17 protein-coding genes are annotated in these 16390 nt (G+C 54.9%); 6 read left to right on the forward strand and 11 right to left on the reverse strand.

Annotation, left to right across the window (positions count from 1 at the left end; all coding sequences use genetic code 11):
* Window positions 1-91 precede the first annotated feature (91 nt).
* Window positions 92-1588, forward strand: a complete 1497-nt coding sequence (gene pdxR, locus CSE01S_RS08000) for a MocR-like pyridoxine biosynthesis transcription factor PdxR (RefSeq protein WP_042286524.1) — start codon at window positions 92-94, stop codon at window positions 1586-1588.
* Between the two features lie 51 nt (window positions 1589-1639).
* On the opposite strand, the gene rpoH is transcribed toward pdxR, so the two are convergent.
* The 4 genes from rpoH to ftsY all read right to left on the reverse strand — a co-directional run bounded on the left by rpoH (window position 1640) and on the right by ftsY (window position 5960).
* The gene (rpoH, locus tag CSE01S_RS08005; RefSeq protein WP_042286526.1) at window positions 1640-2494 is read right to left on the reverse strand and encodes an RNA polymerase sigma factor RpoH; all 855 of its coding nucleotides are present in this window, start codon (window positions 2492-2494) and stop codon (window positions 1640-1642) included.
* Between the two features lie 253 nt (window positions 2495-2747).
* The gene (gene ftsX, locus CSE01S_RS08010; RefSeq protein ID WP_042286529.1) at window positions 2748-3806 is read right to left on the reverse strand and encodes a permease-like cell division protein FtsX; all 1059 of its coding nucleotides are present in this window, start codon (window positions 3804-3806) and stop codon (window positions 2748-2750) included.
* Window positions 3799-4467 (reverse strand): cell division ATP-binding protein FtsE, encoded by a 669-nt coding sequence (ftsE, locus tag CSE01S_RS08015; RefSeq protein WP_012908291.1) that lies wholly within the window; start codon window positions 4465-4467, stop codon window positions 3799-3801. Before ftsE ends, ftsX begins: the two co-directional genes overlap by 8 nt.
* Window positions 4468-4469: 2 nt before the next feature.
* Entirely contained in the window at window positions 4470-5960 is a 1491-nt protein-coding gene (ftsY, locus tag CSE01S_RS08020; RefSeq protein WP_042286532.1) for a signal recognition particle-docking protein FtsY, read from the reverse strand.
* Window positions 5961-6085: 125 nt separating this feature from the next.
* On the opposite strand from ftsY, the gene rsmD reads away from it, so the two are divergent.
* Together rsmD and CSE01S_RS08030 are read left to right on the forward strand one after the other, a co-directional pair.
* Window positions 6086-6682, forward strand: coding sequence for a 16S rRNA (guanine(966)-N(2))-methyltransferase (gene rsmD / locus CSE01S_RS08025; protein ID WP_042286534.1), 597 nt, complete (start codon window positions 6086-6088; stop codon window positions 6680-6682).
* Window positions 6672-6941 carry a DUF1145 family protein gene (locus CSE01S_RS08030; RefSeq protein WP_042286536.1) on the forward strand — a complete coding sequence of 90 codons (270 nt, stop codon included), beginning with the start codon at window positions 6672-6674 and terminating at the stop codon, window positions 6939-6941. Before rsmD ends, CSE01S_RS08030 begins: the two co-directional genes overlap by 11 nt.
* 20 nt (window positions 6942-6961) lie before the next feature.
* On the opposite strand, the gene CSE01S_RS08035 is transcribed toward CSE01S_RS08030, so the two are convergent.
* The gene (locus tag CSE01S_RS08035; protein WP_042286539.1) at window positions 6962-7327 is read right to left on the reverse strand and encodes a DUF2500 domain-containing protein; all 366 of its coding nucleotides are present in this window, start codon (window positions 7325-7327) and stop codon (window positions 6962-6964) included.
* A 141-nt stretch (window positions 7328-7468) separates the two neighbouring features.
* Between CSE01S_RS08035 and CSE01S_RS08040 the strand changes: the two genes are divergently transcribed.
* Together CSE01S_RS08040 and zntA are read left to right on the forward strand one after the other, a co-directional pair.
* Window positions 7469-8095, forward strand: a complete 627-nt coding sequence (locus CSE01S_RS08040; protein WP_042286542.1) for a lysoplasmalogenase — start codon at window positions 7469-7471, stop codon at window positions 8093-8095.
* A 76-nt stretch (window positions 8096-8171) separates the two neighbouring features.
* Window positions 8172-10370 (forward strand): Zn(II)/Cd(II)/Pb(II) translocating P-type ATPase ZntA, encoded by a 2199-nt coding sequence (gene zntA / locus CSE01S_RS08045; RefSeq protein WP_042286544.1) that lies wholly within the window; start codon window positions 8172-8174, stop codon window positions 10368-10370.
* Between the two features lie 76 nt (window positions 10371-10446).
* Here zntA and CSE01S_RS08050 read toward each other — a convergent pair whose 3' ends face one another.
* The 6 genes from CSE01S_RS08050 to tusA all read right to left on the reverse strand — a co-directional run bounded on the left by CSE01S_RS08050 (window position 10447) and on the right by tusA (window position 15481).
* Window positions 10447-11733, reverse strand: a complete 1287-nt coding sequence (locus CSE01S_RS08050; protein WP_042286546.1) for a TRAP transporter large permease — start codon at window positions 11731-11733, stop codon at window positions 10447-10449.
* 10 nt (window positions 11734-11743) lie between these two features.
* Window positions 11744-12253, reverse strand: a complete 510-nt coding sequence (locus CSE01S_RS08055) for a TRAP transporter small permease (RefSeq protein WP_042286548.1) — start codon at window positions 12251-12253, stop codon at window positions 11744-11746.
* Window positions 12254-12276: 23 nt separating this feature from the next.
* Window positions 12277-13248 carry a TRAP transporter substrate-binding protein gene (locus CSE01S_RS08060; protein ID WP_042286551.1) on the reverse strand — a complete coding sequence of 324 codons (972 nt, stop codon included), beginning with the start codon at window positions 13246-13248 and terminating at the stop codon, window positions 12277-12279.
* A gap of 184 nt (window positions 13249-13432) precedes the next feature.
* On the reverse strand, window positions 13433-13693 hold the full coding sequence (locus tag CSE01S_RS08065) for a hypothetical protein (protein ID WP_042286554.1): 261 nt from the start codon (window positions 13691-13693) through the stop codon (window positions 13433-13435).
* Window positions 13687-14826 carry a type VI secretion system tube protein TssD gene (gene tssD / locus CSE01S_RS08070; RefSeq protein WP_042286556.1) on the reverse strand — a complete coding sequence of 380 codons (1140 nt, stop codon included), beginning with the start codon at window positions 14824-14826 and terminating at the stop codon, window positions 13687-13689. Before tssD ends, CSE01S_RS08065 begins: the two co-directional genes overlap by 7 nt.
* A 412-nt stretch (window positions 14827-15238) precedes the next feature.
* Window positions 15239-15481, reverse strand: coding sequence for a sulfurtransferase TusA (gene tusA, locus CSE01S_RS08075; protein WP_042286560.1), 243 nt, complete (start codon window positions 15479-15481; stop codon window positions 15239-15241).
* 242 nt (window positions 15482-15723) lie between these two features.
* Between tusA and CSE01S_RS08080 the strand changes: the two genes are divergently transcribed.
* Complete coding sequence (locus CSE01S_RS08080; protein ID WP_042286562.1) at window positions 15724-16389, forward strand: 7-cyano-7-deazaguanine/7-aminomethyl-7-deazaguanine transporter; 666 nt, start codon at window positions 15724-15726, stop codon at window positions 16387-16389.
* Window position 16390: the final 1 nt, after the last annotated feature.

Below are 16390 nucleotides of genomic sequence, written 5' to 3' on the forward strand. Positions count from 1 at the left end.
TTTATTGCAACAAATTCGAAACGATGACGTTTATTTACACAGGTGTTGGCCCTATAATCGAGTACCAATTCAGAATATCTGAGGGATCCAATTGCGGGCATTAGTGGGCGATCTCCTGTTGGTCAGACTCCAGCAGGAACAGGATGAATTCCTGCACAAACGGCTCTACAACGCGCTTCGCCGGGCGATTCTCGACGGTTCTTTACCGCCGCATAGCCGCTTGCCCGCATCGCGCGATCTCGCGGGCGAGCTTGGGATTTCCAGAAACACCATATTAACAACTTATGAACAATTGCTGGCGGAAGGATATGTGGTTTCCCGACGAGGAAGCGGGACATTCGTCGCACAAACCACCCCCGATACCTTTTTAACGGCGGCAGCCGGGGTGGAAAACAGTGAGACGGCCGCACAGGCATCCTCCGTTTCGCAGCGCGGCCATTTTTTGCTGCAACACGTCAGCGCCAGCCCACGACAATGGGGAGCATTTATTCCCGGCGTTCCCGACGTCAATGCCTTTCCCCATCCACTTTTCAGTAAGTTACAGGCACGCATCAGCCGTCGACCGAAGCCGGAACGGCTGAGCTACAGCTGCAATGGCGGGACGCCGGAACTGCAACATGCGTTGGTGGATTATCTGCGCGTCGCCCGGGGTGTGCGCTGTCAGGCAGATCAAATACTTATCACGGAGGGGATCCACCAGGCTATCGACCTGGTGACGCGGATGCTGGCTGATACCGGCGACCTGGCGTGGGTGGAGGAACCCTCCTACTGGGGGATCCGCCATGTGCTGGCGATGAACGATCTACGCATTACGCCTGTCCCCGTTGATGCCAGCGGCCTCGCGCCGCCCGACAGGCCCGATGAAGCACCGCGTCTGATCTTCGTTACGCCCTCTCATCAGTACCCGCTGGGCGCGGTGATGAGTCTTGAGCGACGTCAGCGGCTGCTGGCACTCGCCCGGCAGTACGGCAGTTGGATTGTGGAAGACGACTATGACAGCGAGTTTCGCTTTTCTGGACAACCGATCCCGGCGTTGCAGGGTCTGGTGCCGGATGCGCCAGTCGTTTATATCGGCACCTTCAGTAAAACGCTCTATCCGGGGCTTCGACTGGGTTATATGGTGCTGCCCCGCCCGCTGGCGCACGCCCTGAAAAGCGCCCATGCGGAGCTGTATCGCGGTGGGCATTCACTGATTCAGATGGCGCTGGCAGAGTTTATCAACGGCGGACATTATTCGGCGCACATCCGCCGTATGCGTTTGTTATACAGCCGCCGTCGCGCCTTTCTCACCGAGCTGATTGAACATCACTGTGGGACGCGGGCGCTGTCGGATTTCAGCGATAATGCCGGGCTCCATTTGATCCTCAACCTGCCGGATGAGGTGGATGATGTCGCCGTCGCGGCCAGCGCCAATGCGCAAAATATTCTGGTACGTCCGCTTTCGCGTTATTACCTGACCGCCCAGCGCAAGCAGGGGCTGTTGTTGGGGTTCGCCTGTCTGACGGAAGAACAGATGGTGCCTGCATTCACCACGCTGCTGGACTGTTTGCGTGACAACTGCCCGCAGGTGCTGCTGATGAACGCCTGAAAGCAAAACGCCCCAACCAATGTCGGGGCGTTTTTAGCTGCGCTTGCGGTGTTATGCTTCGATCGCGGCGCGCAGTTTTTTCATTGCGTTCTTTTCAAGCTGGCGGACACGTTCAGCAGACACGCCATAGCGGTCAGCCAGTTCCTGCAAGGTGGACTTGTTGTCTTCGTCCAGCCAGCGGGCGCGAATGATGTCCTGACTACGTTCGTCGAGACCTTCCATCGCGTGGGTCAGCTTGTTGGCCGCCTGATCTTCCCAGTTATCCTCTTCAATGCCGTCGGCAAAGTTAGAGGTTTTATCCTGCAAATACAGGACCGGGGCCATCGGCTGGCTGTCGGATTCATCGTCCGAAGACATGTCAAAGGTCATGTCCTGCGCCGCCATGCGGGACTCCATCTCACGCACGTCTTTGCTGGACACGCCCAGCTCGCGCGCCACCATTTCAACTTCATCCTGGTTAAACCAGCCCAGGCGCTGCTTGGTTTTACGCAGGTTAAAGAACAGCTTACGCTGCGCTTTGGTGGTCGCGACTTTGACGATACGCCAGTTACGCAGAACGTATTCGTGGATCTCCGCTTTGATCCAGTGTACGGCGAAGGAGACCAGGCGCACACCCACTTCCGGGTTGAAACGGCGCACGGCTTTCATCAGGCCGATATTACCTTCCTGAATCAAATCCGCCTGCGGCAGGCCATAGCCCGCGTAGTTACGAGCAATATGAACAACAAAGCGCAGGTGAGACAGGATCAGCGTCTTAGCTGCTTCCAGATCGCCCTGGTAATGCAGCCTTTCAGCCAGTGCCCGCTCTTCGTCAGCCGATAACATCGGCCACGCGTTCGCAGCCCGGATGTAAGACTCCAGGTTACCAACAGGGGCTAAAGCTAAATTTTGCATTTCTTTGGTCATTCAAATCCTCTCAATTTTTTATCGTCTGGCACTACCTGAAAGTCATCAGCAACAACCGTGCCAGCGTTAATGAGCAACGAGATTATCATTCACTCTTTTATCAGACCGTGATTTTATCCACAAGTTCCATGCAACGTTGTGTATAAATTGCGCACAAAATGTGACATGAAGATGAAAGCGGGGAAGAGGACAACGGAGACTCTTTCCCTGCGAACGGAAATCCATTGCAGGGAAAGATTATACCACGAATTTATTAATCGGGAGTAAAGTGGCGTAAATGTTGAACCGTGGCAAGCCACGCCGCCACCCAGCCGATCATCGAGCAAACCAGCAGCAATAACAGGCATTCATCGAACGATAACCCATTGAGATCAAACTTCGTTCCAAAAACCTGCGCCACTTCTGTCACTGCCGAAGACAGCCGCATCACCAAAATTTCAGATAAAATCAGTGAAAGAAACGCGCCGGAAAAGCCGAGCAGCGCGCCGCCGTAGAGGAACGGACGGAGAATAAATCCATCCGTCGCGCCAATCAGTTTTTGCACGTTAATGGTATCGCGACGGGCAAAAATGCTCAGGCGTACGCTGTTGCCGATCACCAGGAACACCGCTGCCACCATCAGTACGCCGATCATGGCTGATACGCGGCCCACCAGACAGGTCAGCGCCGCCAGGCGGGCAAACCAGCTGTCGTCCATACGTACTTCATCGATGCCGTTAATCTGCGAAATACGATCGCGCAGGGTATTAAGCGAATCGGTGCCCTGGAAATCAAGCTTCGGCACCACCACGGCCACCGCCGGGAGCGGGTTCTCTTCCAGCATGTCCAGCGCGCCGCCAAAGCCGGACCAGTTACGGAACTCACCCAGCGCGTCTTCCCGCGACAGGTAATTCACCTTGTCCACGCCCTGCTCGGCCTGAAGCTGCGCCACCACCCCCGCCGCCGCATCGTCATCCAGCGTTTTTTGCAGATAAACAGTGATCTGTGGAGACGGATAATACTGCGTCGCCGCCTGGTTGACGTTCTTGTAGACCATATAGCAAACGCTCGGCAGCGTCAGAGAGATGGCAATGACCATCACCGTTAAAAAGGTCGCCAGCGGTTTGCTTTTCAGATCCTGTAACGCGCCCTGGAACGCGTAGCGTACCTGCTCGTTGAAAACGTTGGTTTTCCGCGAGTTAGGTTTTGGCGACGGTTTCGCCCGCTTCGGGGTATTGCGGCCACCGTCGCCTGACGAACCGCCAGAGCGGCGCAGACGATCCAGACGCCCGCCGAACTGCCGGATATGATTCATCGCATCGCGCTTATTCATAAGCCACGCCTCCATGCAGGTGTCCATCGCTTAGCACCAGTTGGCGATAAGATCGGCGGGAAATCAGCCCGATGTCGTGGGTGGCCATCAGGACGGTGACCCCCACACGGTTAAATTCTTCGAACAAACGCAGGATCCCTTCCGACAACGCGTCATCCAGGTTACCGGTTGGTTCATCCGCCAACAGGACCGCCGGTTTATTGACCACCGCACGGGCGATACCCACACGCTGCTGTTCACCGCCGGAGAGTTGAATAGGGAAGTTTTTCGCTTTGTCCAGCAGCCCGACTTTATCCAGCGCCGCCGACACGCGGCGACGAATGTCGTCTCCGCTGGCACCGGCAATAATCAGTGGGATCGCCACATTGTCGTAAACGGTGCGGTCCATCAGCAGATGGTGATCCTGGAAAATCATGCCAATCTGCCGACGCAAAAACGGCACTTCACGATTCTTCAAACGGGTAATATCGTGTCCGCTGAAGATAATTTTCCCGGCGCTTGGCCGCTCAATCCCACAGATCAGCTTCAGCAGGGTACTTTTCCCCGCGCCTGAGTGGCCGGTCAGAAACGCCATCTCGCCCGGCTGCATGTGGAACGTGACGCCCTGCAGCGCTTGTCTCCCGCCGAGATAGGCCTTGCTGACATGTTCAAAGCGAATCATTGTTAATCCTCTCGGGCAAAAAGTGCCTCAATAAAATCGTCCGCCTTAAACGGACGCAAATCCTCGATACGTTCGCCCACACCAATATAGCGGATAGGAATGCCAAACTGGTCGGCCACCGAGAAGATCACCCCGCCTTTCGCCGTGCCGTCCAGCTTGGTCAGGGTGATCCCGGTTAACCCCACGGCTTCATGGAACAGTTTGGCCTGGCTTACCGCATTCTGCCCGGTGCTGGCGTCGATAGTCAGCATAACCTCATGCGGCGCGTCCTCGTCCAGTTTCTTCATCACGCGAACGATTTTTTTCAACTCTTCCATCAGATGCGATTTGTTTTGCAGACGCCCCGCGGTGTCGGCGATCAGCACATCAACGTTACGCGCCTTCGCCGCCTGAATAGCGTCAAAGATGACGGAAGCAGAGTCCGCGCCAGTGTGCTGGGCAATCACCGGAATATTATTACGCTGGCCCCAGACCTGAAGCTGTTCCACCGCTGCGGCGCGGAACGTGTCGCCTGCCGCCAGCATCACCGATTTGCCCTGCTGCTCAAACTGACGCGCCAGCTTGCCGATGGTGGTGGTTTTACCGACGCCATTGACGCCCACCATCAAAATCACAAACGGCGTTTTGCCTTCCACGTTCAGCGGTTCATCGACCTTCGCCAGAATCTCGCCCATCTCATCTTTTAACAGACCGTACAGCGCTTCCGCATCACGCAGTTGCTTGCGGCTGGCGCCTTCGGTCAGGTTGGTGATGATTTTACGCGTCGTTTCCACGCCCACGTCGGCGATCAGCAATTGTTCTTCCAGCTCTTCAAACAAATCATCGTCGATTTTCTTCCCGCGGAACAGACTGATAAATCCGGAACCGAGGTTTTCTTTTGTTTTCAGAAGGCTGCGCTTAAGACGGGCAAAGAAACCCTCTTTGGTCGGTTTCTCCTGCTCCTGCGCAATCTCTTCAACCGGCGCGTCTTCTTCCGCTACCGGCACCACCAGCACCGCTTCTTCTGCGGCTTCTGCCGCCAGCGCCTGCGCTTCCCGCTCTTCATCGCTCAGCGGCGGCACGTTCTGCGCCTCTTCTTCTACCGCGTCAACGATCTCAACGGTTTCGGCTTCCGCCTGCCACTCTTCCGGAGAGATTTCTTCAGCCTTTACCTCTTCCGGCAGCGGCAGTTCTTCACGTGCGGCGACCGCAAGCGGTTCCACTTCCGGTTGTGGCTCGTCTGCCACGGCAGGCGGTTCAGGCTCAACCAACTGCGGCTTTTCGCTCTCCTGAACCTGTTCGGTGACCTCAACCACCTCTTGTGCAAAGTGGTCTGTCTCTTCTTTGCTGTGCGCAGGGGATTCTGCTTCTACGTCAGCTGCCGTTTCAACAGGCGTGTCTGCCTGTCGTTGTTCCTCGACAACCTGCTGTTCTTCGGTTTTTTGTTCTTGTTCCTGCTCTTTTTCACCAAAGCCCAGCCAGGAAAAGAAGCCACGTTTTTTCTGTTTTGCCATCTGCGGTTACACTCCTCGCGGCTCTATATACATGGAAGCTAAAAAAATGATGAAATAGTCTATCACTTAACTTAATTTACATCACCGCCTGGAAAGACCGAATTAGGGCGGTTTGAGCAGCAGAAATGAAAAAACCGAATCACTCTGGCAGTGGCCAGATCCGCATTATTGGCGGGCAATGGCGCGGCCGCAAACTTCCGGTACCGGACAGCCCCGGCCTGCGTCCCACCACCGATCGCGTGCGCGAGACGCTGTTTAACTGGCTGGCGCCGGTAATGGTCGACGCCCGTTGTCTCGACTGTTTCGCCGGAAGCGGCGCGCTGGGGCTGGAGGCGCTGTCGCGTTACGCGGCGTCTGCTACCCTGCTGGAAATGGATCGCGCCGTCGCGCAGCAGTTACAAAAGAATTTAGCGACGCTGAAGGCAGGCAACGCAAATGTCGTAAACACGAACACACTGGCATTTCTGGCGCAGACCGGTACGCCGCACAGCGTCGTGTTTGTCGACCCGCCGTTTCGCAAGGGTCTGCTGGAAGAGACCTTACGCCTGCTGGAAAACCACGGCTGGCTGGCTGACGAGGCGTATATTTACGTAGAAAGCGAAGTGGAAAACGGTCTGCCGCCGGTGCCCAATAACTGGTCGCTGTATCGCGAGAAGGTTGCCGGACAGGTTGCCTATCGCTTGTATCAACGCGAAGCACAAGGAGAAAACGATGCTGATTAATATTGGACGTTTACTGATGCTCTGCGTCTGGGCTTTTTTACTCTGGAATCTGGTGCAACCGTTTCCGCGCCCACTCAATATTTTTGTTAACGTCGCGCTGGTGTTTATGGCGCTGATGCACGGTATGCAACTGGCGCTACTGAAATCGACCCTGCCAAAAGACGGGCCGCAGATGAGCAACGGGGAAAAAGTGCGTATTTTCCTGTTCGGCGTGTTTGAACTGTTGGTATGGCAGAAGAAGTTTAACGTCAAAAAATGAGGCTGACAGCCGGATGGTATTTAATCCGGCCTGTGAACCACAAATTCGACAAACCGCGTTCCTTTAAAACTCAGCGTGCCTTTGTCGCCTACCGTCAGCGCGTGGTACTGCTGCGCGTCCAGGCGGAAGGTTTTTTCCTGTCCGCCGCGTAGCGGCTTAAAGCTCGCTTCGTATCGCATACTGGCGCCTGCGGGGGTGACCTGCTGCTGACGCGAGCGGCGGTCATTGAGCGGCTTTTCCCGCTTGTTGCTGACCATCATTGGCGCCTGTTGCAGGGGCGCAGCCTCGTTATCGGCTTTTTCCCGCCGCTGCTGCATAAAACGAAACGAGGCGGCAATGAGAATTAACACAATGATTAAAATAAAAAAGAGCGGTGGCTTACTCATACCCTTAACCCATCAGAAAATGCGGAAATCAACATACCCTGACCGTTATGGTGTTGTCATCCGCCCTTACCCGCCTCTAAACTGAAGAGTAAGACCGTAAGCATACCGCTTACGAAAAAATAACGAATTCAAGGAACTAAGATGCTTTGGTCGTTTATCGCTGTCTGCCTTTCCGCATGGCTGTTTGTGGATGCTTCTTACCGTGGCCCCGCCTGGCAACGTTGGGTCTTTAAACCTGTCACGCTGCTTCTCCTGCTGCTGCTCGCCTGGCAAGCGCCGATGTTTGACGCTATCAGTTATCTGGTGCTGGCGGGTCTCTGTGCGTCGCTGTTAGGCGATGCGTTAACGCTCTTGCCACGTCAGCGTCTGCTGTACGCGATTGGCGCGTTTTTCCTTTCGCATCTGCTGTACACCATCTATTTCGCCAGCCAGATGACGCTTTCATTCTTCTGGCCATTGCCGTTAGCGCTCCTGGTACTGGGCGCGCTGCTCGTCGCGGTAATCTGGTCGCGTCTTGAGGAGCTGCGCTGGCCGGTATGCACCTTCGTCGCCATGACGCTGGTCATGGTCTGGCTGGCCGGTGAACTGTGGTTTTTCCGACCCACCGCGCCCGCGCTGTCGGCGTTTATGGGGGCGGCGCTGCTGTTCCTGGGTAACATTGTCTGGCTGGGCAGTCATTACCGCCGCCGCTTTCGTGCCGACAACGCTATCGCTGCGGCCTGCTACTTCGCCGGGCATTTCCTGATCGTCCGCTCACTTTATCTCTGATAGTGCTTGACTCTGGAGTCGACTCCAGAGTGTATCCTCCGGTTAATGAGAAAATTATCATCAACCGGAGGATGCCATGTCGACACCCGATACTAATGGCAAAAAAGCCCCACAATTTTCATCCTTCAGACTTGCCCCTGCGCCGCAGAAAGCCGATGCCTGCTGCTGCGACGGTGCCTGCGACTCGCCGGAAACCGTCGCTGAAACGGTAAAAGGGGCCCGTTATAGCTGGAAAATCGCCGGTATGGACTGCGCCGCCTGCGCCCGCAAAGTTGAGAACGCGGTGCGCCAGATAAGCGGCGTGAATCAGGTTCAGGTGCTGTTTGCTACCGAAAAGCTGGTGGTCGACAGCGACGGCGATCTGCGTTCACAAATCGCGCGGGCAGTGCAAAATGCGGGCTATACCCTGCAAGACGAGCAGGCCAACGCCGCCGCGCCCGAATCGCGCGTCAAAGAGAATCTGCCGCTACTGACCCTGATTGTGATGATGGCGGTCAGTTGGGGGCTGGAGCAGTTCAACCCTCCGTTCGGACAACTGGCGTTTATCGCCACCACGCTGGTCGGGTTGTATCCCATCGCCCGCCAGGCGCTGCGCCTGATGAAATCCGGCAGTTGGTTTGCCATTGAAACGCTGATGAGTGTCGCCGCCATCGGCGCGCTGTTTATTGGCGCCACAGCGGAAGCGGCAATGGTGCTGCTGCTATTCCTGATTGGCGAGCGGTTAGAGGGATGGGCCGCCAGTCGCGCCCGCAAAGGGGTCAGCGCGCTGATGGCGCTAAAACCAGAGGTGGCAATCCGCCTGCGCGACGGCGTACGCGAAGAGGTCGCCATCAACACCTTGCAACCGGGCGATGTGATTGAAGTCGCCGCCGGAGGACGCCTGCCCGCCGACGGAAAACTGCTGTCTGCGTTCGCCAGCTTTGACGAAAGCGCCCTGACCGGCGAGTCGATCCCGGTTGAACGCGCCAGCGGCGAGAAAGTCCCGGCGGGGGCGACCAGCGTGGATCGTCTTGTCACGCTGGAGGTACTGTCGGAAGCGGGTGCCAGCGCCATAGATCGCATCCTGAAGCTGATTGAAGAAGCAGAAGAACGGCGCGCGCCCATCGAACGCTTTATCGACCGCTTCAGCCGGATTTACACGCCCGCCATCATGGTCGTCGCCCTGCTGGTGACGCTCGTTCCGCCGCTGCTGTTTGCCGGTAGCTGGCAGGAGTGGATTTATAAGGGACTGACGCTGTTACTGATTGGCTGTCCGTGCGCGCTGGTGATTTCCACCCCGGCGGCGATTACCTCCGGGCTGGCGGCGGCGGCGCGTCGCGGGGCGCTGATCAAAGGCGGCGCGGCGCTGGAACAGCTAGGACGTGTCACGCAGGTCGCGTTTGATAAAACCGGGACGCTGACCGTAGGCAAGCCGCGCGTGACGGCAATTCATCCTGCCACGGGTATCAGCGAGGCTGAGCTGCTGGCGCTGGCGGCAGCGGTGGAGCAAGGCGCGACGCACCCGCTGGCGCAGGCGATTGTACGTGAAGCGCAACAGCGGGCGCTTACCCTCCCCGCCGCCGACGGACAGCGCGCGCTGGTCGGTTCCGGCATTGAGGCTCGGGTCAACGGTGAGCGCGTCCTGATTAGCGCCGCCGGGAAACAGCCTGACGAGGCGTTTGCTGCGCGCATTAATCAGCTTGAACGTTCAGGTCAGACGGTCGTATTAGTGCGGCGAAATGACATCGTGCTCGGCGTTATCGCCCTCCAGGATACGCTACGGGACGATGCCCGTACCGCCATAAGCGCACTGAACGCGCTGGGGGTTAAAGGCGTCATCCTCACCGGCGACAACCCACGCGCGGCGGCGGCCATCGCGGAGACGTTGGGACTGGATTACAAAGCGGGACTCCTGCCGGAAGACAAAGTCCAGGCGGTCAGCGCGCTGAATCAGCAGTCGCCGCTGGCGATGGTGGGCGACGGCATTAACGACGCTCCCGCGATGAAAGCCGCCGCCATCGGGATTGCGATGGGCAGCGGTACCGATGTGGCGCTGGAAACAGCAGACGCTGCGCTAACCCACAATCGTCTGACCGGACTCGTGCAAATGGTGACGCTGGCGCGGGCGACGCACGCCAATATTCGCCAGAACATCGCCATTGCGCTGGGGCTGAAGGGGATCTTCCTCGTCACCACCCTGCTCGGCATGACCGGGCTGTGGCTGGCGGTGCTGGCGGATACCGGCGCGACGGTACTGGTGACGGCTAACGCGCTGCGACTGTTGCGTCGTCGGTAAAAAAAGCCCGGTGGCGCTTACCGGCCCTACGCGTAGCATGACGTGTAGGCCGGATAGCGCCATCCGGCTTTGTGTCTTACTGCATTCCCAGAAGCCCCGGCAGCCACAGCGAGATGGCGGGGATATAGGTCACCATTGCCAGCACCACCAGCAGCAGACCGTAGAAGGGCAGCATCGCCCGCACCACGTGTTCAATTTTCTGCTTACTTACCGCGCTGGCCACAAACAGCACCGACCCGACCGGTGGGGTAATCAGTCCAATCCCCAGGTTCACCATCATAATCATGCCGAAATGCACCGGATCGATCCCTAACGCATTGGTCACCGGCAACAGCACCGGCGTCAGGATCAGGATGATCGGCGCCATATCCATCAGCGTGCCAATCAGCAGCAGCATGATGTTGAGATACATCAGGATCACGTACTTATTATCGGAAAGCGAGGTGAAGAATTCGGTGATACGCATCGGCAACTGCATATAGGTCATCACCGCGCCAAACGCCGCGGCGAAGCCGATCAAAATCATCACGATAGTGACCGTTTTCACCGTCCGGCACATCAGTTTGGGCAGCTCATTCCACTTATAGTCACGGTAAATAAACATGGTGACGAAAAAGGCCCACAGGCAGGCCACCGCCGCCGATTCGGTGGCGGTAAAAATTCCCGACAATATACCGCCCAGAATGATCACGACCGTCATCAACCCCCACAGCGCGTCAATGAAGATTTTCACCGCCTGGCGAAACGGGATCCGTTCACCTTTCGGGTAGCCACGCTTACGCGCAAAACAGAGGCACAGCCCCATCAGACACAGCCCGAGCAGCAGCCCCGGCAACACACCCGCGATAAACAACGTGGCGATAGAGACCGTCCCGCCCGCCGCCAGCGAGTAGATCACCGAGTTATGGCTCGGTGGAATCAAAATCGCCTGCACTGAACCGCTCGCGGTGACCGCCGCCGCGTAATCGCGCGGATAGCCCTTTTTCTCCATCTCCGGGATCATCACGCTACCGATAGACGCCGTATCCGCCACCGACGAGCCGGAAATCGCGCCGAAAAAGGTCGAGGCGACAATGTTCACCAGCGACAATCCGCCGCGAATAAAGCCGACGAACAGATAGGCAAAGTTGACCAGCCGCCGGGCGATTCCCCCTTCCGCCATGATCGCCCCGGCAAGAATAAAAAACGGGATCGCCAGCAGGGTGAACTTGTTGACCCCGCTGGTGATTTGGATCATCAGCGCTTCCAGCGGTAAATCGATCCACAGCGCGCCCGCAACGGCGCTCAGGCCGACGGCAAAGGCCACTGGCATGCCCAGCGCCAGCAAAATGGCGAGGGTGAATAACAAGATAAAGGCGTCCATTGTTCACCCCTTAACCGTGGTTGCCGATCGTCACGACCGGACGGTGTTCCTGTGAGCCAAAGAACAGGCGCTCAAGGACGAAGAAAATCAGAATTGCCGAACCGATGGGCAGCGGCAGGTAGCTTTCACCCGACGTCAGTATTGGGAATTCCGCCACTGGCTGCTCCCACAGCTCGACGCACAGCAGATAGCTGTACCAGAACATGATCAGCGAAATCATCAGCATCAACAGATCCACCACCCGTGCGCAGGCGGTTTTCAGCACCGGCGGCAGACGGTCGGTCAGCATGTTCACCGCGATGTGCGATCCGGCGCGGTAGCCCACCGCCGCGCCGATAAAGGTAAAGGTCACCATGCAAATAATGGCGATCGGTTCCGGCCATGACTCCCCGCGATTCAGCACATAGCGCGAGAAGATGCCGATGGGGATGACGGTGGTCATCACCAGCAGCGACACCCCCGCCACGGCCATCGCCAGCAGGTACAGGCGATCCATCCACTTCAGGTACAGTTCGGACATATTTCCTCCGCAACGGGGTGGGATCACTTCACAGCCGCGATAGCGTTCATCAGATCCTGGTGTTTTTCGCCATATTGCGCGCGTACCGGCTCCGTGGCTTTCACAAACACCGCCTTGTCGATGTCATGGAACTGGACGCCGCCTGCCTTCATTTTTTCCAGCGCCTGCTGGTTATAGGCATCCCACAGCTTGCGCTGTTCAAACTGCGCTTCACGGGCGAGAGTGAGGATTTTTTGCTGCTGGTCGGCGTTGAGCTTGTCCCATTTCACTTTCGAATAGAGCAGCATTTCTGGGGTGATAAAGTGCCCGCTAAGGGTGTAGTTTTTGGCGACCGGCAGGTAGTTATGGGCAATATAGGTGGGCGGATTGTTTTCCGCGCCGTCAATCACGCCGGTTTGCATGCCGCTATACACTTCGCTGACGCCCATCGCCACTGAGTTCGCCCCCATATCCTTCAATGTCGCCAGCGCGACCGGACTGCCCTGAACGCGGATCTTCATACCTTTCAAATCTTCCGGTTTCGCTACCGGATTTTTTGTGATCAAGTTGCGGGTACCGGAATCCATCCAGCCTAAAAAGACCAGCCGCGATTTCGGGTTAGCAGTGAGCTTGTCGCCGATCTGCTTCCCGATATCGCCGTCGATCACCTTGTGCATATGGTCTTCGTCGCGGAACACGTACGGTAGGGTAAAGACTTCGATATCGGGCAGAATTGCCGCAACCGGCGCCATTGAGACGCGAATCATATCGATCGCCCCCATTTGCGCCTGCTCAATCATCTGTTTTTCATCCCCGAGCACGCCACCCGGAAAGACTTTGATTTCCAGCTCGCCATTGGTTTGTTGTTTTAATTTCTCGCCCATCTGCTGCACCGCCACCACGTTCGGGTAGCCTTCGGGATGGACGTCGGCGGCTTTAATCGTTTGCGCAGAAACGGCGCAGGAAAAAGCAGACAGGCACAGCACGGCCAGTAACGGCTTGAGGGTCGTTTTCATTACATGAGCTCCAGGGTAGTGAGGTAAGCGTTAAAACAGTGTTTTAGTTTTGTACGCTTAAAAACTAGACTACGCCCTGAAAAGCGGAGGTGAAGCACCTCACAAAATTGTGAAGTTTTGAAACGATGGTTTAGAACTGTGATGACGTTAAGCCGGGCAGAAGGAAATCTTACCCGGCTTTGGATTAAGACTCTTTTAGTTCATCCATATTTTTTATGTATTCATATCCCTTTTCAGAAACACGATATGTTGGCATTGAAGGCACTGTAGAAGGTATGAAATCAACTAAACCTTGCTCTTCAAGGTTTTTCACAAGCCTTGCGACATTGCCAATACCATCCATTTCCCTCGAACTCATCGCACGATCAAGGGTGTACCAATTCCATTTAACATCAACCCTTGAAGCTAACAGCTTAAGGATATTAAATTCAGTTTCATTTACCATGTTGGGGCATCCTTGTGATAAAGATCATCGCCAGTAATTCTATAATCCTCAAGAGTTGCTGTATGAGCATTATTCCATAAATCATATGATTCATCGTAATCCGTAGGCCGTCCAGTTTCCCAACCAAGATTACAGTATCGTTGATACTCTCTACATTCGTGAGTGTAGTAGTTTAAATCAACTTGCTCCGCAGTCATCTTACCATCTGCAATTTTTCTTAATCTATTAACCATGAATTCATTCCCGGGATCAGCATCAAACCGAGAAACATGCTTCTCTACAATGTCAACTCCTTCATGAGTGATCACAACGCCTTCTGTTGTTAAATGTTCAACAGGCCCACCGGCCTTTTTTGCATCAAATGGTCGTGATGTGAATGCTCCTTTCGCTCCATAAACATCAAGTTTTGATAGCTGCGGAAACTTCATCCTCCCCATCATTAATCCAGCCATCAACGACGCGCCAGTAATCAATAAACCCTGGTTATCCATCACTTGGTTGTAACCATCAGGCGCTTCTCCTCCCAGTTTTTTCGCTGTCTCTTCAAAGCCGTCGATATTCCCGTTATAAATCCCGCCAGCAGCGAGAAGCCTACCGACAGACTTGCTATTCAACGTTGTTAACGCATTGACCGCCGTTTCATTTTTGACGGGTATAAACAAGCGGTTATAGTCAGCAGGGAACGCCAGATAGCCAAACTCCGTGTTAGCAATAAGATGTTTGCTGAGGATATATTCATAATTTACAACAATAGTTTCCGTATCTAAATTACCTGGCGAAAATAGATAATGGATACTTGATATGAAAACGCCTCGCAATTGAAGGTAATAATATTTCTCCCATCGGCCATAGGCATTGATGCGGTAGAAATAAAACTCCATATATAACTGTTCGTTATTATTAATCGCATTCGACAACAATGGTGTGCTTTTATCGATCAGTTTCTTGAAACTTAGCCCATGCTGTTGCGAACCATTACCGGTACTGGTAAGACTATTCGTGAGCGAAAAAACAAAAATTTCGTTCTCGTGACCGATTTGTCGACGGTTCCCAATTGAATCAGCGGTTCCACAACTGTCAGAAATAGCGCCTTGTTGTTCCCCTGCGATCGTCAGGTAAACAATATCACTCATTTCATCCCTTTATTACATGTTGAGGTAATACAACAGTGGCAACAATATCCCTGGAAATTAACTTTTACGCTGATAAAGAGATTCCGTATAGCGAAATAATAAATTTTTTCAATTTATCGGCAATAATAAGGATTATCTGACAGGATGAAATGCGTAATGTGAATAGAGTGGTTTAAATTATAGAAGGCGATTATTTTATCGGGACAGGTACAGCATGTCGCCGCTGCGGATAAAAGCCTTTGTCAGCGAGAGTGGCACGATCTGTTGAATACGGACGATGTGGAAGCACCGGAGCGTGCACGCAATACGAAAGCATTTTTCGCGAAGCTCCCCCTTCGGGCCGTCCTGAAGGGGGTTCAAAACGCTCACGCGTTTTATCTGAGCCCGGCGCAGATTCAAAGCGGCAAATGATTTAGCCTTTACGCAGCAGATAACGATAGGGTAGCGCCTCGGTTTCCTGAGCCAGCAGTTCATGCTCCATAAAGGTACAGAAGCCGGGGATGTCGCGAGTGGTCGCCGGGTCGTCCGCCACAATCAGCAGCGTTTCGCCGCTCTGCATACCGCGGACGGTTTTACGTACCATCATCACCGGTTCCGGGCAGCGGAGCCCCTGGGCATCAAGAGTGTGGTCGGGAGAGGTAAACAGATCGCTCATGGTGGTCTCATATACATAAAAACCGCCGTAGTTTACGCCCTGTTGCGCGCTAAGCCAATCAGGTTAACGATTGCGTGAAAAACAACCATTGCAAAGTCCCGCTAAAGCAGTATCATGCGGCGGCCTTACCCGGTTTAAGACGCGTTATTGTCGCAGCCAGTTTACCTTAAGGGCAAAATGGCAAGGAAAATAGCGTGAAGCACGTATTGGGTTCCCTCACCCCAAAATTAAAAAGGTACAATATGACGTCGTTCTCTCAATCGCAGCGCGTAAAAGCGTTGTTCTGGCTATCGCTATTTCATCTGCTGGTGATCACCTCCAGTAATTATCTGGTTCAGCTTCCCATTACCATTTTTGGTTTTCATACCACATGGGGCGCATTCAGCTTTCCGTTTATCTTTCTCGCCACCGACCTGACCGTGCGTATTTTTGGCGCGCCGCTGGCCCGACGGATTATTTTCGCGGTGATGATCCCGGCGCTGCTGGTCTCTTATATTATCTCGTCGCTGTTTTACATGGGCGCCTGGCAAGGATTCGGCGCGCTGGCGCAGTTTAATTTGTTCGTCGCCCGTATCGCCGCCGCCAGCTTCATGGCTTACGCGCTGGGGCAGATCCTCGACGTGCATGTCTTTAACCGCCTGCGACAGAATCAGCGCTGGTGGCTGGCGCCAACCGCGTCCACGCTGTTTGGCAATATCAGTGATACCCTCGCGTTCTTCTTTATCGCGTTCTGGCGCAGCCCGGATGCGTTTATGGCCGAGCACTGGATGGAAATTGCCCTCGTCGACTACGGCTTCAAGGTGCTTATCAGCATGATTTTCTTCCTGCCGATGTACGGTGTGTTGCTGAATATGTTGCTGAAAAGACTGACAGATAAATCCGAAATCCCGGCAATGCAGACGAGTTAAA

The sequence above is a fragment of the Citrobacter sedlakii NBRC 105722 genome (genome assembly GCF_000759835.1).
GTDB classification, from domain to species: domain Bacteria; phylum Pseudomonadota; class Gammaproteobacteria; order Enterobacterales; family Enterobacteriaceae; genus Citrobacter_A; species Citrobacter_A sedlakii.

What these genes read in the sequence shown, in the direction of transcription:
- zntA (WP_042286544.1), top strand. Translation starts at nt 8,172, where the DNA reads ATGTCGACACCCGATACTAATGGCAAAAAAGCCCCACAATTTTCATCC.
- ftsX (WP_042286529.1), bottom strand. Translation starts at nt 3,806, where the DNA reads ATGAATAAGCGCGATGCGATGAATCATATCCGGCAGTTCGGCGGGCGT.
- CSE01S_RS08060 (WP_042286551.1), bottom strand. Translation starts at nt 13,248, where the DNA reads ATGAAAACGACCCTCAAGCCGTTACTGGCCGTGCTGTGCCTGTCTGCT.
- CSE01S_RS08040 (WP_042286542.1), top strand. Translation starts at nt 7,469, where the DNA reads ATGCTTTGGTCGTTTATCGCTGTCTGCCTTTCCGCATGGCTGTTTGTG.
- rsmD (WP_042286534.1), top strand. Translation starts at nt 6,086, where the DNA reads ATGAAAAAACCGAATCACTCTGGCAGTGGCCAGATCCGCATTATTGGC.
- tssD (WP_042286556.1), bottom strand. Translation starts at nt 14,826, where the DNA reads ATGAGTGATATTGTTTACCTGACGATCGCAGGGGAACAACAAGGCGCT.
- CSE01S_RS08050 (WP_042286546.1), bottom strand. Translation starts at nt 11,733, where the DNA reads ATGGACGCCTTTATCTTGTTATTCACCCTCGCCATTTTGCTGGCGCTG.
- ftsE (WP_012908291.1), bottom strand. Translation starts at nt 4,467, where the DNA reads ATGATTCGCTTTGAACATGTCAGCAAGGCCTATCTCGGCGGGAGACAA.
- CSE01S_RS08055 (WP_042286548.1), bottom strand. Translation starts at nt 12,253, where the DNA reads ATGTCCGAACTGTACCTGAAGTGGATGGATCGCCTGTACCTGCTGGCG.
- CSE01S_RS08065 (WP_042286554.1), bottom strand. Translation starts at nt 13,693, where the DNA reads ATGGTAAATGAAACTGAATTTAATATCCTTAAGCTGTTAGCTTCAAGG.
- CSE01S_RS08080 (WP_042286562.1), top strand. Translation starts at nt 15,724, where the DNA reads ATGACGTCGTTCTCTCAATCGCAGCGCGTAAAAGCGTTGTTCTGGCTA.
- CSE01S_RS08030 (WP_042286536.1), top strand. Translation starts at nt 6,672, where the DNA reads ATGCTGATTAATATTGGACGTTTACTGATGCTCTGCGTCTGGGCTTTT.
- ftsY (WP_042286532.1), bottom strand. Translation starts at nt 5,960, where the DNA reads ATGGCAAAACAGAAAAAACGTGGCTTCTTTTCCTGGCTGGGCTTTGGT.
- rpoH (WP_042286526.1), bottom strand. Translation starts at nt 2,494, where the DNA reads ATGACCAAAGAAATGCAAAATTTAGCTTTAGCCCCTGTTGGTAACCTG.
- tusA (WP_042286560.1), bottom strand. Translation starts at nt 15,481, where the DNA reads ATGAGCGATCTGTTTACCTCTCCCGACCACACTCTTGATGCCCAGGGG.
- CSE01S_RS08035 (WP_042286539.1), bottom strand. Translation starts at nt 7,327, where the DNA reads ATGAGTAAGCCACCGCTCTTTTTTATTTTAATCATTGTGTTAATTCTC.